This window comes from Streptomyces mirabilis, from assembly GCF_018310535.1.
Taxonomy (GTDB): domain Bacteria; phylum Actinomycetota; class Actinomycetes; order Streptomycetales; family Streptomycetaceae; genus Streptomyces.
The window spans coordinates 3,346,736-3,361,839 of sequence record NZ_CP074102.1 but is presented as its reverse complement, the minus strand read 5'-3'; the positions used below and the strand labels follow the sequence as shown (position 1 = coordinate 3,361,839).

Below are 15,104 nucleotides of genomic sequence, written 5' to 3'. Positions count from 1 at the left end.
TGACGCATAGTGCTCGACGTCAACTTCTTCGATGAGCTCCGGATCGGTCTGGCCACCGCTGACGACATCCGTCAGTGGAGCCACGGCGAGGTCAAGAAGCCCGAGACCATCAACTACCGCACCCTCAAGCCCGAAAAGGACGGACTCTTCTGCGAGAAGATCTTCGGTCCGACCCGGGACTGGGAGTGCTACTGCGGTAAGTACAAGCGTGTCCGCTTCAAGGGCATCATCTGTGAGCGCTGCGGCGTCGAGGTCACTCGCGCCAAGGTGCGTCGCGAGCGGATGGGCCACATCGAGCTGGCCGCTCCCGTCACCCACATCTGGTACTTCAAGGGCGTTCCGTCGCGTCTGGGCTACCTGCTCGACCTCGCCCCGAAGGACCTCGAGAAGGTCATCTACTTCGCGGCGTACATGATCACGTTCGTCGACGAGGAGCGCCGCACCCGCGACCTGCCCTCGCTGGAGGCGCATGTCTCCGTCGAGCGTCAGCAGATCGAGAACCGTCGCGACGCCGACCTCGAGGCCCGCGCCAAGAAGCTCGAGACCGACCTGGCCGAGCTCGAGGCCGAGGGTGCCAAGGCCGACGTGCGCCGCAAGGTGCGCGAGGGTGCCGAGCGTGAGATGAAGCAGCTGCGTGACCGTTCGCAGCGCGAGATCGACCGTCTCGACGAGGTGTGGACCCGCTTCAAGAACCTGAAGGTCCAGGACCTTGAGGGCGACGAGCTCCTCTACCGCGAGCTGCGTGACCGCTTCGGCACGTACTTCGACGGTTCGATGGGTGCCGCGGCGCTGCAGAAGCGCCTGGAGTCCTTCGACCTCGACGAGGAGGCCGAGCGCCTTCGCGAGATCATCCGCACCGGCAAGGGCCAGAAGAAGACCCGTGCGCTCAAGCGCCTCAAGGTCGTCTCCGCGTTCCTGCAGACCAGCAACAGCCCCAAGGGCATGGTGCTCGACTGCGTGCCGGTCATCCCGCCGGACCTGCGTCCGATGGTGCAGCTGGACGGTGGCCGCTTCGCGACCTCCGACCTGAACGACCTGTACCGCCGCGTGATCAACCGCAACAACCGTCTGAAGCGACTCCTTGACCTCGGTGCCCCCGAGATCATCGTGAACAACGAGAAGCGCATGCTTCAGGAGGCCGTCGACGCGCTCTTCGACAACGGCCGTCGTGGTCGCCCGGTCACGGGCCCCGGCAACCGTCCGCTGAAGTCCCTCAGCGACATGCTGAAGGGTAAGCAGGGTCGATTCCGTCAGAACCTGCTCGGCAAGCGTGTGGACTACTCCGCGCGTTCCGTGATCGTCGTCGGTCCGCAGCTGAAGCTGCACCAGTGTGGTCTGCCCAAGGCCATGGCGCTGGAGCTCTTCAAGCCGTTCGTGATGAAGCGCCTGGTCGACCTGAACCACGCGCAGAACATCAAGAGCGCCAAGCGGATGGTCGAGCGCGGCCGCACGGTCGTGTACGACGTCCTGGAAGAGGTCATCGCCGAGCACCCGGTTCTGCTGAACCGTGCGCCCACGCTGCACCGCCTCGGCATCCAGGCCTTCGAGCCGCAGCTGGTCGAGGGCAAGGCCATCCAGATCCACCCGCTCGTCTGCACCGCGTTCAACGCGGACTTCGACGGTGACCAGATGGCCGTCCACCTGCCGCTCTCCGCGGAGGCGCAGGCCGAGGCCCGCATCCTGATGCTGTCCTCGAACAACATCCTCAAGCCCGCCGACGGCCGCCCGGTCACGATGCCGACCCAGGACATGGTCCTCGGTCTGTTCTTCCTGACCACGGACGGCGAGCTGCGCGACGTCAAGGGCGAGGGCCGTGCCTTCGGCTCGACCGCCGAGGCGACGATGGCGTTCGACGCCGGGGAGCTCGCGCTCCAGTCGGCCGTCGACATCCGCTTCCCGGTGGGCACCATCCCGCCGCGCGGCTGGACCCCGCCGGCGCAGGAGGAGGGCGAGCCCGAGTGGCAGCAGGGTGACACCTTCCGCCTCCGTACGACCCTGGGCCGTGCGCTCTTCAACGAGCTGCTGCCCGAGGACTACCCGTTCGTCGACTACTCGGTGGGCAAGAAGCAGCTCTCCGAGATCGTCAACGACCTGGCCGAGCGCTACCCCAAGGTCATCGTGGCGGCGACGCTCGACAACCTGAAGGCGGCGGGCTTCTACTGGGCGACCCGTTCCGGCGTCACCGTGGCCATCTCCGACGTCGTCGTTCCCGAGGCGAAGAAGGAGATCGTCAAGGGCTACGAGGCGCAGGACGAGAAGGTCCAGAAGCAGTACGAGCGCGGTCTGATCACCAAGGAAGAGCGCACTCAGGAGCTCATCGCGATCTGGACCAAGGCGACCAACGAGGTTGCCGAGGCGATGAACGCGAACTTCCCGAAGACGAACCCCATCTTCATGATGGTTGACTCGGGTGCCCGAGGAAACATGATGCAGATGCGTCAGATCGCCGGTATGCGTGGTCTGGTGTCGAACGCCAAGAACGAGACGATCCCGCGTCCGATCAAGGCCTCCTTCCGTGAGGGCCTGTCGGTGCTGGAGTACTTCATCTCGACGCACGGTGCTCGTAAGGGTCTGGCGGACACGGCTCTGCGTACCGCCGACTCGGGTTACCTCACCCGTCGTCTGGTCGACGTCTCCCAGGACGTCATCATCCGCGAGGAGGACTGCGGCACCGACCGTGGCCTCAAGCTGCACATCGCGGAGCGCGGCGCGGACGGTGTCCTGCGCAAGGCGGAGAACGTCGAGACCAGCGTGTACGCACGTGCGCTGGCCGAGGACATCACCGTCGACGGCAGGGTGCTGGCCCCGGCCAACACCGACCTCGGCGACGTCCTCATCGACGAGCTGGTCAAGCACGGCATCGAGGAGGTCAAGACCCGTTCGGTCCTGACCTGCGAGTCCGCCGTCGGCACCTGCGCCATGTGCTACGGCCGTTCGCTGGCCACCGGCAAGCTGGTCGACATCGGTGAGGCGGTCGGCATCATCGCCGCCCAGTCCATCGGTGAGCCCGGTACCCAGCTGACGATGCGTACCTTCCACACCGGTGGTGTGGCCGGTGACGACATCACCCAGGGTCTGCCCCGTGTCGTCGAGCTCTTCGAGGCTCGTACGCCGAAGGGTGTCGCCCCGATCTCCGAGGCCTCCGGCCGCGTGCGGATCGAGGAGACCGAGAAGACCAAGAAGCTCGTCGTCACCCCGGACGACGGCAGCGACGAGACGGCGTTCCCGATCTCGAAGCGTGCCCGGCTCCTGGTGTCCGAGGGCGAGCACGTCGAGGTGGGCCAGAAGCTCACCGTGGGTGCCACCAACCCGCACGACGTGCTGCGCATCCTGGGTCAGCGTGCCGTCCAGGTCCACCTGGTCGGCGAGGTCCAGAAGGTCTACAACTCGCAGGGTGTGTCGATCCACGACAAGCACATCGAGATCATCATCCGGCAGATGCTGCGCCGCGTGACGATCATCGAGTCGGGCGACGCGGAGCTGCTGCCCGGCGAGCTGGTCGAGCGCTCGAAGTTCGAGACCGAGAACCGTCGTGTGGTCCAGGAAGGCGGCCACCCGGCCTCCGGCCGTCCGCAGCTGATGGGTATCACCAAGGCCTCGCTGGCGACCGAGTCGTGGCTGTCGGCGGCGTCCTTCCAGGAGACGACCAGGGTTCTGACGGACGCGGCGATCAACGCCAAGTCCGACTCCCTGATCGGCCTCAAGGAGAACGTCATCATCGGTAAGCTCATCCCGGCCGGTACGGGTCTGTCCCGCTACCGCAACATCCGGGTCGAGCCGACCGAAGAGGCCAAGGCCGCGATGTACTCGGCCGTCGGCTACGACGACATCGACTACTCGCCGTTCGGCACCGGCTCCGGCCAGGCCGTTCCGCTGGAGGACTACGACTACGGTCCGTACAACCAGTAAGGCGTACGTCTGAAGTACTGAAGGGCGGCCACTCCGTTTCGTACGGGGTGGCCGCCCTTCGGCGTTGTCAGGGGTCAGCGGCTGAGCTGGAGGTAGGGCTCCAGGGCCTGGAGCCGGGTGTAGTTGTCCGGGTGGGTGGTCAGCAGCTTGGCCAGGCCGCCCGGTTCCTTGAGCTGCCTTCCCTGCGCTGCGGCCTGCGCCTTCACGGCGTCCTCCTGGGCTTGGAAGTGGTACAGGACCTGCGCCAGCTGGGGTGCGAAGCCGAGGTCGGCCGCCTGCCGGTCGGCACGCAGCTCGCCCTGGCGACCCACGTAGGCGAGCAGGTAGGGGGCGACGACGAGCGGCACGGTGATGTACCAGGCGGCGACGAACCCGCCGATCACGAATATCCCGATGAAGAGGTAGACCATCCCGGTCGCGGCGAGTGAGAAGACGCTCGCGACCCGGATCGCGATCCGGGCGATGCCCCGCATGAAGGCCCAGGCGATCCGGCCGGGCAGCGAGTACCAGTAGCCGAGCAGGCCCGTCCAGGCGTGACCGCCGGTGTGGTGCCCGAGTTCATGGGCGAGTACGGCGGCGAGGTTGCTGCTGGGGATCTCGTTCAGCGCGTACGTCGTGACGCCGACGACATGGCCGGCGGCCGCCACGGCGTTCAGGTCCGTGCTGTTCTCCACCATCAGCTCGTACGTGTGTGCCTCGACGCCCGCGCGGGCGGTGACCTCGCGCCAGATCGGCTCCAGACGGGCCCGCTCCTGGGCGAGCGGCACCCTGAGCTTCATCACGTGCCGGGCGAAGGCCAGCTCGGTGGGCCGGTGGAAGACGAGCGCCCCGGAGGCCAGCCAGGCGAGGATGACCAGCCAGCCCATGGCCGTGCCGAGGATTCCCACGGCGAAGGAGGCAACCACGGCGAGGCTCACCAGGAAGCCCGGCACCTGGACCGCCAGCTGCCCGATCGCGGTGGCGTCGGCACCGCGCTGGTGCGCGGCCACGTGGACGCGGGAGCCCGCGTGCCGGTAGTCGAGGTCGTCGGGTGCGGGTGCCTCCGGCGGTGCTGGAGGTACTGGCGGTGCCGTGTGTGAGGCGGCGGGGGGCGTTTGCATGGGGGGCGTCTGCGGCGGGATGTACGGCGGTGCGGTGGCGGTGGGGGGCTGCGGGCCGCTCGGGTACGTGGGCGTGGCCCCCGGATGGGCGGGCGGCGCCGCGGGGTACGACGGTGCGGCCCCGGCCCCCGGGTACTGGGGTGCGCCGCCCGGAGAGGACGGGGGCGCGGGGGCCTCCGGGTACAGGGGCGGAGTGGCTGCCCCGGGGTACGGGGGCGGGGGAGTGGCTGCCCCGGGGTACGGGGGCGGGGGAGTGGCGGCCCCGGGGTACGGTGGCGGGGGCGCGGGTGTGCCCGGGTACGGGAGGTCCGGGTAGACGGGGCCGGGCTCGGGGGCGGCCGGGTCTGGTGGGTAGGACAAGGTGGGGCTCCTTCAGGATGGGGACGTCAGCCGATGAGCAGCCCGGCGGGAAGCAGCACCGTGCCCGCGCAGAAGGCGATCAGACCGGTGCGGATCCACTGGTGCTTGCGGGCGGCGATACGGCTGGTCTCGGTGAGCGCCGCGGTGAGTCCGGCGGCGGGGTCGCGGTCGGTGTCGGCGAGAGCGGTCGCCAACTGACCTTCACGTACGGCTTGTTGGATGTCGCCGAAGAAGCAGAGGGGCCGGCCCGGGGCCCATGAGCCGGCGCGGTACCGGGGGAGCACCGCGAGCAGCAGCGCGAACAGGGCGAAGGCGAGGGCCAGGGCGCCGGTCCACCAGACGGCCGTACCGGGCGGGGAGAGCGAGCTCGGTGACCAGTTCCGTCCGGCCAGCAGCCCGCTGAACACCCCCGCCGTCATCCCGAGCGCCGCCACGAGCACGGACGCCTTGCTGTCGGCCCGGGCGATCTCGTCCCGCAGCTCCTCCAGCAGCCGTTCGGCGGTTCTGGTGCCGGGAGCGGTGGTGGTCACTCCGGTCCCGCCCCGGGGGACTCCGGAGCCGGGGGCGGGGGAGAGGGCGGCGGATACGCGGAGGGCGCGGGCGGAATGACGGGCGTGGGAGCCACGGCCGGGGGCGGCGGGGCCTGGTCGTAGGGGCTGCCGGCGGCGGGCGCGGGTGGGGCCGGGGGCTCGGCCTGGTAGGGCCCCGGCGGCACGGTTCCGGGCGCGGGCGGGACGTAGGGCTGATGGGACACGGGCGGCCCCGGCGGGGTGTAGGGGGCGCCCGGTAACCCTCCGGGGGCCGGAGCGCCGCCATAGGGCTGGGCGGCGGCCCCGTACGGCTGCGAGGGGTCGTACGGCTGTGAGGCGGCGTACGGCTGCGAGGGATCGTACGGCGGCTGTTGTACGCCCCCGGGCGGCGGCGCCGGTCGGCCGGGAACCGGCGGCTGCGGCGGAGGCTCCTGGCGGCTGTTCAGTTCCTTGACGACGCGCAGGGTGGAGCGGGCCGACTCGGCCTTCTGGTAGTCCTCCAGGGTGTCTCCGGCGATCAGCTCCAGCTGGCTCTCGATGGCGGAGAGCTGGTCCTTCTGGAGGGCGTTGATGACCATCCGGGTGTCCTCGGGGTGCGCGGCGAGGTGGAAGGCCCACTGGGCGACGCCCCCGTGTTGCAGGTGGTACTGGTAGAAGGCGATCTTCTGGGCCATCAGCTCCTGGGACTGGTGCTGGCGCAGCACCTCCAGCTCGTGCAGCTGCTGCGCCTGGCGCAGCCGGTACTCGTGCTCGGGGTCGAGCATGTCGGCCTCGTAGCGCAGCGCCCGTTTGCGCCGTCTGTGCGCGATCGCGTCGTCGTCCAGGCGTAGCCGCACCGCGCATGTGACCGTGAGCCCGATGCCGTCGGCGAAGACGCCGCTCTCGATCGCGTACTGGACCTCGGCCTCGGCCTCCCGGCTGTCCTCGATGGAGAACCGGCGGCTGACCGGCCGCGCGAACTGGTGGATTTCACGGGCCAGCCGCGTGGGCACATCGCGTTCGCCGCCGGCCACGTACGCGATCGGGTCCGAGACGCGCCAGGTCAGATCGGCGGTCGCGCTGAACGAGAACGCGTCGTCGTCGCTGGGCAGTTCGAGTTCCAGCTGGACCGGGTGGCTGCCCATGTCGACCTCGTAGACCGAGGTGTAGCGGCGGGTCGCGGCGTCCGTGCGGCTCGGCCGGTGCGGGGGCATGTACGCGTCGTAGGCGCCGCCCACGGTGGCGAACACCAGCGCGTGGTCGATCGCGGAGACCGGCCGCCGGGCCGTGTAGTCGAAACGGGAGATCGGCCGCACGGTGAGCACCGGGTCGATCAGCATGGTGTGCCGGTCGGCCTGTTGCTGCCACTCCGGCGGGCGGCGGAATTCCGCCATGGGTCAACTCCTCGTAACTCTGTGTCAGGGTGTCGGGACGGTGGGACGCAGCGCGGCGAGCAGGCGGTCGGCGAGCGGCGGGCGCGGGCCGCCGTCCCGGCCGCGCAGGGCGCGCAGTTCGTGGCCGAGGCGTTTGTGGTCGTCCGCCGTGACGACCAGTGCGGGCAGCAGCAGCTCCAGGGCCTGGGCCGCGTCCGGGCGGCGCTCGGCCACGTACACCCAGGTGTGCAGGGCGTTCAGGGCGCCCCGGGTGTGGGCGCGGTCGCCGAGGGCGGTGCGCCAGAGTGTGGCGAGGTCACGGGCCGAGTCCGCCTCGTACATACCGGTGTCGGCGTACCACTCGACGAGCGCGCCCTCCTCGGCGTTGTCGCTCGCCAGTACGAAGGCACCCAGCGCCAGCGCGCGGACCGCGGGGGTGTCGTGGTGGAGCAGCCGCACCAGCTCGGAGAGCATCTCGCCGCGCCTGAGGCCCACGGAGAGCAGCAGGGCCGTGGACTCGATCAGGTTGGCCGCCTCGGCCGGGCTGCTGTTGTCGGCGCGGGCCCGCGCCGCGAGCGCGCTGAGAGCCGGGCCCACGAGTTCCGGCCGCAACGGCGTGAGCAGTCCGAAGGCGCGGATCGCGGTCCAGCGGCGACCCCAGTGGGTGTCCGTGCACCACTGGGTGAGCAGGCGCAGGACGACGGGCGCGTCGAGGAGCTGGGCGAGCGTGAGGGTGTTCGCGGCGGTGACGCGGGGGCCGAAGGTCTTCGACACCGCCCAGCCGTCGATCAGCAGCGCGACCGCGGAGGGCAGATCGGCGAGCGCGAGCATGGCGGTGGCCGCGGCGGCCCGGGTCCGTACGACGGGACGCCCGTCGCGCGCCAGCTCCTTCAGCCAGGCGATCAGCGCGGGCCGGGCGGAGGGATGGCCCGTCCACACCTCCGTGAGCAGGGCGCGCGGAGTGTTCTCCTTCCGGAAGAACGCGGTGAACTGCGGCACCGGGCCCCATTCGGTCGCCTCGTTCCGCACTTCCCCCTCGGCGCGGGCCCGCGCGAGCCGGGTCTCGGCGGCGAGCCCGAACACCGGGATCTCCGGCGGCTCTTCGGGGTGCTGCAGGCGCTGGAAGTGCACGAACAGCTTGTCCGCGAGCTCGGCGGCGAGGACGTACGGCGACCGGTCGAAGACGGCGAGCGAGATGAGGAAGGCCTTGTCGCGCAGCGTGGACTCGGGGTCGCTCAGCCACTCCCGGCACTGCTGCTCCACGGCCGCCTGCCCGAACTCCGCGAGCCGGGCCGCAGCAGCCTCGCCACCGTCGTAACCCGCCACCTCCTTCGCGAACTCGGCCGCCTCGGCGGGCTGATGGTGCCCCCGGGCGAGGAAGTCCCGCACCGGGGCGAGGGCGAGGAGGCGGTCGGTGTCCTGCGCGCGGTGCTTGCTCACATACGCGCGGACGACGGCCGACGCCTCCGGCGGCCGCCAGACGGAAGCGGTGACGCCCAGCAGGAAGGGCGAGTTCTCGACGGTCACCACCAGATACCCGTCGACCTTCTTCAGCTGGTCGCGGGCCGCGTAGAGATGGGTGTCGCGCAGCGGCCGGTTGCGGCTCAGCGGCAGATCGCGCAGGACGTGCCCGCCGGGCGCGGTGAGCGGGGCGCTCAGGGTCGCCGGGCTCGTCTCCGGCGAGAGGGCGTGCACGACGGGCACGCCCAGACGGTGCAGGAGCATCAGCGCGGCGGCGTGGCGGCCGGTGGCGTGGGCTCCGGCGAGGACGAGGACGCGTTCTTCGCGGAGCCGGTCCAGGGCGGCGGCGAAGGCGGGGCTCTCGACGAAGACGGCGTCCAGGTCTTCGAGGTGGCGCCGCGGGATCTCTCCGGAGGCGTACGCAGCCGAAGCCGCCGGGCCGTGGTGGTGGATCTCCGTCTTGCCGCCCATGAACACGTCACCGGCGACCTCGCCGCCGGACACGCCGTGCTGGGCGCCGCCGACCAGGCTCCCGCCGAAGGACGCGGCCGAGCCGAGGATGAATCCCGGGGTGTGCGCGAAGAGCTCGCGCTGAGCCGCGCGCGCCTCCTGCGTCCGCTCCCGTTCCCCCTCTCCTTCCCCCTCTTCGTCCTGGCGCCTGGTGTCCGGTTCGGGGACCGGGTGTACGTCCTTCGGGGGTACGTCGTCGGGGGCCGGCGCCGTGGGTGGAGCCACCGTCACGCCGACTCACCCCCGGACCCGCCGAGGTGGACGTCTCCGGTGACCTGGCCGCCGGACACGCCGTGCTGGTCGCCGCCGACCAGGCTGCCGCCGAAGGTGGGGGCGCCTCCGTCGAAGTGGAAGACGGCGCCCGTGGGAGGGGCGGAGGGCTGGGGAGCGCGGGCCTCGGGGGCCTGGAGCCCGGACTCCTGGGCCCCTGGCTGGTCCCGCCTCGGTGCCGGACGCTCCCCCGAGCTGGCGCCCGGCACCGAGGTTCCCCCCTTCTCACTGTGGTCGTCGCCGCCCCCCGGCACCGGGCCGTGCAGCCAGGCGCGCAGCGGGCCGTTCTTGCTGTCCACGGTCACCGCGTGGAAGTCCTCCGCGGGGATGCCCGCGTGGCCGTGCCGCACGATCCCCGTGTGCACGCTCTCCGAGACGCACAGGGCGAAGTCGTCTCTCCGCTCCCGCAGGGCCGCGCGCAGCAGCTGGGCGTCGAGGAGGCGGCAGGCGTGGTTGAGGTCGGAGCCGACCCAGCCGTCGTGCTCGTCCACGGCGACGTAGCCCGTGGCGACGACGCCGCGCAGCCGGATCTGCGCGGAGCTGGACGCCATCCGGTTGACCGTGTGCAGCTGGGTGGGGACCTCGGTGAGCAGGGCGCGCAGCAGTGCGGTGACGGAGGCGTTGGCGTCGATCAGCTCCATCACGGAGTCGCCCCGGTCGGCGCGCAGGCGCAGGCGTTCGTCGATGCCGGCGCGCTCCAGGGTGCGGTCGGCGACGTCGTACAGCATGCGCCGCAGGTACGCCTGCTCGATGTCGTCCCGGTCGCTGTACTTCTCGATGTCGAGCAACAGGATCGTCCGGCTCACGGGGTCGGTCATGGTCGCCTTTCGCTGGTGGTGCGGCAGTGGCAGAAGAGTGGCGGGCGGGGTTGTGGTGGCGTGAGGGCGGATGACGCAGTCGGAGTGTGACGGCGTGCACAGAACCGCCGGTCCCTCGCCGCCCCTACCCGCCCCATCCCCAGGGGGCTCCGCCCCTTCGACCCGGCCCCGGCTTCGGCCTGAACGGCCTCGTCCTCAAACGCCGGACAGGCTGAAAACGCGGGCCGGGGTGGGTGGCGTACGGCCTACGACTTCGAACGCCGGACACGCCGTGGCTTTTAGGGGCGCGGGGAACTGCGCGACCAGCCCCCACCGGCCCGCAGTGATCCACCGGACCCGACCCCCACCCGCCCGCAGCGGCCCGCCCGCCCAGCCCCACCTCACCCCCGCGCAATCTGCCGCAGCACATCCGGCCGCACGATCACCAGCGCCCGGCGCCCCGTCATCACGACCCCCCGTTCCCGCAGGTCCTTCAGCAGCCGTTGGACCATTTCCCGGGAGGCCCCCACCGACCCGGCGAGTTCCTGTTTGCTCAGGGGGACGGAGAGTTCGATGCCCTGGTCGGTGCGGCGCCCGTGGGTGCGGGCGAGGTCCAGCAGCAGGATCGCGAAGCGCTCCCGCACGCTGAGGGAGGCGAATTCCAGGCGGCGCCGATCGGCCGCCCGGGTGCGATCAGAGGTGAGGCCGAGGAGGGCGAAGGAGACGGCGGGGGAGCGGGCGAGGAACTCGGTGAAGCGGCCGCGTTCGACGGCGACCGTACGGACCGGCTCCAGGGCCGTCACGGTGGCCGACCGCGGGCGCCCGGTGAGCGCCGCGGACTCCCCGATGATGTCGCCGGGGCCGCGCAGCGCGAGCAGCGCCTCGTAGCCGTTGGAGGCGGCCGCGGTCACCTTCGTCCAGCCGTGCGTGACGAACAGGACGTGCGAGGACGGCTCGCTCTGGTGCAGGAGCACCATCCGGGGCGCGTACGAGAGCTCGTGCCCGAGACCGAGCAGCGCCGAGCGGTCCTCGCTCTCCAGCCGGGCCAGGAACGGCACCCGGTCGTCGAGCCCCCCGTCGCCGGGTAAGCCCGACGAATCCCATGAATCCGGTAAGTCCGATGAGCCCGATGAGCCCGATGACCCGGATGTGTCCGGTGCGTGTGCTGCCGTCATGTTGCCCCCCGATCGCCGCAGCCGACCGATCAAAGTACTGAAGGGCATGCGATGGTGGACAGAGATTGCGCGGTACCGTCCAGGATCGGAAACTTTTGGGGACGAGGGCCCGGAGAATGCGCTAAGGCCGGCCTGGCGACCGTCCCGCGGCCCCACGACCGCACCGTCTCCCGCTCGCGCTCCCACTCGCGTCCGACCTGCGGGAGCACCGCGGTGACGTGGCAAGAAGTCCGGCGTGTCGCCCTGGACAGCATTTGTTTTGACCGAAGTCCTTGAGGTAGGTACGCTCAGACCTTGTGCCTGGGGTGTGCCCTGGCTCGCGTGCGTGCCTTCAAACCGCAAGGCGAGCCGTAACCGGCCACCGTAATCTGCGCCCTTTTCGCCTCGCGGCGGGAGTCTGCAGCATTCGACACACCCGACCGCGTGGGTCGGAGATGTTCCAGGTTAGCTTCACCATTCGGCACACAGAAACCGGAGAAGTAGTGCCTACGATCCAGCAGCTGGTCCGGAAGGGCCGGCAGGACAAGGTCGAGAAGAACAAGACGCCCGCACTCGAGGGTTCGCCCCAGCGTCGCGGCGTCTGCACGCGTGTGTTCACGACCACCCCGAAGAAGCCGAACTCGGCCCTGCGTAAGGTCGCGCGTGTGCGTCTGACCAGCGGGATCGAGGTCACCGCTTACATTCCGGGTGAGGGACACAACCTGCAGGAGCACTCCATCGTGCTCGTGCGCGGCGGCCGTGTGAAGGACCTGCCGGGTGTTCGCTACAAGATCATCCGTGGTTCGCTCGACACCCAGGGTGTCAAGAACCGCAAGCAGGCCCGCAGCCGCTACGGCGCCAAGAAGGAGAAGTAGAAATGCCTCGTAAGGGCCCCGCCCCGAAGCGCCCGGTCATCATCGACCCGGTCTACGGTTCCCCTCTGGTGACCTCCCTCATCAACAAGGTGCTGCTGAACGGCAAGCGCTCCACCGCCGAGCGCATCGTCTACGGCGCCATGGAGGGTCTGCGTGAGAAGACGGGCAACGACCCGATCATCACGCTGAAGCGCGCGCTGGAGAACATCAAGCCGACCCTCGAGGTCAAGTCCCGCCGTGTCGGTGGTGCGACGTACCAGGTTCCGATCGAGGTCAAGCCCGGTCGTGCCAACACGCTCGCGCTGCGCTGGCTCGTCGGTTACTCCCGCGCCCGTCGCGAGAAGACCATGACCGAGCGTCTGCTCAACGAGCTTCTCGACGCCTCCAACGGCCTCGGTGCCGCTGTGAAGAAGCGCGAGGACACCCACAAGATGGCCGAGTCCAACAAGGCCTTCGCGCACTACCGCTGGTAGTCGCTACCCCCATCGAGACCGAGAGAAGACCGAAGCCTTATGGCTACCACTTCACTTGACCTGGCCAGGGTCCGCAACATCGGGATCATGGCCCACATCGACGCGGGCAAGACGACCACCACCGAGCGGATCCTCTTCTACACCGGCGTCAGCTACAAGATCGGTGAGGTCCACGACGGCGCTGCCACCATGGACTGGATGGAGCAGGAGCAGGAGCGTGGCATCACGATCACCTCTGCTGCCACCACCTGTCACTGGCCGCTCGAGGACAACGACTACACGATCAACATCATCGACACCCCGGGGCACGTCGACTTCACGGTCGAGGTGGAGCGTTCGCTCCGCGTCCTCGACGGTGCCGTCACGGTGTTCGACGGTGTCGCCGGTGTCGAGCCGCAGTCCGAGACGGTGTGGCGTCAGGCCGACCGTTACGGCGTGCCGCGCATCTGCTTCGTGAACAAGCTTGACCGCACCGGCGCCGAGTTCCACCGCTGCGTGGACATGATCAAGGACCGGCTTGGCGCCGTTCCGATCATCATGCAGCTGCCGATCGGTGCCGAGATGGACTTCAAGGGCGTTGTGGACCTGGTCCGCATGAAGGCGCTCGTGTGGTCCGCCGAGGCCGCCAAGGGCGAGATGTACGACGTCGTCGACATCCCGGCCACGCACGCCGAGGCTGCCGAGGAGTACCGCGGCAAGCTGGTCGAGACCGTCGCGGAGCACGACGACGAGATCATGGAGCTGTTCCTGGAGGGCCAGGAGCCCACCGAGGAGCAGCTGTACGCCGCGATCCGTCGTGTCACCATCGCGTCCGGCAAGTCCAGCGACGTCACGGTCACCCCGGTGTTCTGCGGTACCGCGTTCAAGAACAAGGGCGTTCAGCCCCTGCTCGACGCGGTCGTGCGCTACCTGCCGACTCCGATCGACGTCGAGGCCATCGAGGGCCACGACGTGAAGGACCCGGAGCTGGTCGTCAAGCGCAAGCCGTCCGACGACGAGCCGCTCTCCGCCCTCGCGTTCAAGATCATGAGCGACCCGCACCTGGGCAAGCTCACCTTCGTCCGGGTGTACTCGGGCCGCCTGGAGTCCGGCAGCGCCGTGCTGAACTCCGTCAAGGGCAAGAAGGAGCGCATCGGCAAGATCTACCGTATGCACGCGAACAAGCGTGAGGAGATCGAGTCGGTGGGCGCCGGTGACATCGTCGCCGTCATGGGCCTGAAGCAGACCACCACCGGTGAGACGCTGTCCGACGACAAGAACCCGGTCATCCTGGAGTCCATGGACTTCCCGGCGCCGGTCATTCAGGTCGCCATCGAGCCCAAGTCCAAGGGTGACCAGGAGAAGCTGGGTGTCGCCATCCAGCGTCTCGCGGAGGAGGACCCCTCCTTCCAGGTTCACTCGGACGAGGAGACCGGCCAGACCATCATCGGTGGTATGGGCGAGCTGCACCTCGAGGTGCTGGTCGACCGTATGCGCCGTGAGTTCAAGGTCGAGGCCAACGTCGGCAAGCCGCAGGTCGCGTACCGCGAGACGATCCGCAAGGCCGTCGAGCGTCACGACTACACGCACAAGAAGCAGACCGGTGGTACCGGTCAGTTCGCCAAGGTGCAGATCGCGATCGAGCCGATCGAGGGCGGCGACGCCTCGTACGAGTTCGTGAACAAGGTCACCGGTGGCCGCATCCCGAAGGAGTACATCCCTTCGGTCGACGCGGGTGCGCAGGAGGCCATGCAGTTCGGCATCCTGGCCGGCTACGAGATGACGGGCGTCCGCGTCATTCTTCTCGACGGTGGCTACCACGAGGTCGACTCCTCCGAGCTCGCGTTCAAGATCGCCGGTTCGCAGGCCTTCAAGGAGGCCGCGCGCAAGGCCAGCCCCGTGCTGCTCGAGCCGATGATGGCCGTCGAGGTCACCACGCCCGAGGACTACATGGGTGAGGTCATCGGCGACATCAACTCCCGCCGTGGTCAGATTCAGGCCATGGAGGAGCGGATGGGTGCCCGGATCGTCAAGGGTCTGGTGCCGCTCTCGGAGATGTTCGGCTACGTCGGCGACCTCCGCAGCAAGACCTCGGGTCGCGCAAGCTACTCGATGCAGTTCGACTCCTACGCCGAGGTTCCCCGGAACGTCGCCGAGGAGATCATCGCGAAGGCCAAGGGCGAGTAACACACCCCGTTTACACGCTTTAGGCTTGACACCGACCGCCGGGGCTTCGAACCGGCAAGGGGACGAGAGATCGTCCCCCGGGGGAGAACCCCGGCGGGCGGCATCCCAGCAAAGATCACCTGGCGCCGATGAGTAAGGCGTACCAGA

The 15,104-nt window shown here is 69.5% G+C and carries 10 protein-coding genes; 4 read left to right on the top strand and 6 right to left on the bottom strand.

Annotated features, from left to right (window positions below; translation table 11 throughout):
* The first annotated feature begins 9 nt into the window (after positions 1-9).
* Entirely contained in the window at positions 10-3,909 is a 3,900-nt protein-coding gene (locus SMIR_RS14750) for a DNA-directed RNA polymerase subunit beta' (RefSeq protein ID WP_060901496.1), read from the top strand.
* 74 nt (positions 3,910-3,983) lie between these two features.
* Here SMIR_RS14750 and SMIR_RS14745 read toward each other — a convergent pair whose 3' ends face one another.
* The 6 genes from SMIR_RS14745 to SMIR_RS14720 form a co-directional block, all read right to left on the bottom strand.
* The gene (locus tag SMIR_RS14745; RefSeq protein WP_212727102.1) at positions 3,984-5,009 is read right to left on the bottom strand and encodes a M48 family metalloprotease; all 1,026 of its coding nucleotides are present in this window, start codon (positions 5,007-5,009) and stop codon (positions 3,984-3,986) included.
* A 386-nt stretch (positions 5,010-5,395) separates the two neighbouring features.
* The gene (locus tag SMIR_RS14740) at positions 5,396-5,899 is read right to left on the bottom strand and encodes a Pycsar system effector family protein (RefSeq protein ID WP_212727101.1); all 504 of its coding nucleotides are present in this window, start codon (positions 5,897-5,899) and stop codon (positions 5,396-5,398) included.
* The gene (locus SMIR_RS44305) at positions 5,896-7,272 is read right to left on the bottom strand and encodes a PE-PGRS family protein (protein ID WP_168494612.1); all 1,377 of its coding nucleotides are present in this window, start codon (positions 7,270-7,272) and stop codon (positions 5,896-5,898) included. The genes SMIR_RS14740 and SMIR_RS44305 overlap by 4 nt, the downstream gene beginning before the upstream one ends.
* A gap of 24 nt (positions 7,273-7,296) precedes the next feature.
* The gene (locus SMIR_RS14730) at positions 7,297-9,453 is read right to left on the bottom strand and encodes a hypothetical protein (RefSeq protein WP_212727100.1); all 2,157 of its coding nucleotides are present in this window, start codon (positions 9,451-9,453) and stop codon (positions 7,297-7,299) included.
* Positions 9,450-10,310: a single stranded DNA-binding domain-containing protein gene (locus SMIR_RS14725; RefSeq protein ID WP_168494616.1), complete on the bottom strand. Its 861-nt coding sequence runs from the start codon at positions 10,308-10,310 to the stop codon at positions 9,450-9,452. Before SMIR_RS14725 ends, SMIR_RS14730 begins: the two co-directional genes overlap by 4 nt.
* Before the next feature lie 380 nt (positions 10,311-10,690).
* A complete protein-coding gene (locus SMIR_RS14720) occupies positions 10,691-11,347 on the bottom strand; it encodes a Crp/Fnr family transcriptional regulator (protein ID WP_249938426.1) in 657 nt (218 codons plus the stop codon).
* Between the two features lie 599 nt (positions 11,348-11,946).
* Between SMIR_RS14720 and rpsL the strand changes: the two genes are divergently transcribed.
* Genes rpsL through fusA form a run of 3 tightly spaced genes read left to right on the top strand, consistent with a single transcriptional unit; the run spans position 11,947 to position 14,957 of the window.
* A complete protein-coding gene (rpsL, locus tag SMIR_RS14715; RefSeq protein WP_003948652.1) occupies positions 11,947-12,318 on the top strand; it encodes a 30S ribosomal protein S12 in 372 nt (123 codons plus the stop codon).
* Between the two features lie 2 nt (positions 12,319-12,320).
* Positions 12,321-12,791, top strand: a complete 471-nt coding sequence (gene rpsG, locus SMIR_RS14710; RefSeq protein ID WP_003992340.1) for a 30S ribosomal protein S7 — start codon at positions 12,321-12,323, stop codon at positions 12,789-12,791.
* A 39-nt stretch (positions 12,792-12,830) separates the two neighbouring features.
* Entirely contained in the window at positions 12,831-14,957 is a 2,127-nt protein-coding gene (gene fusA, locus SMIR_RS14705) for an elongation factor G (protein ID WP_075028533.1), read from the top strand.
* The last annotated feature ends 147 nt before the right edge of the window (positions 14,958-15,104 follow it).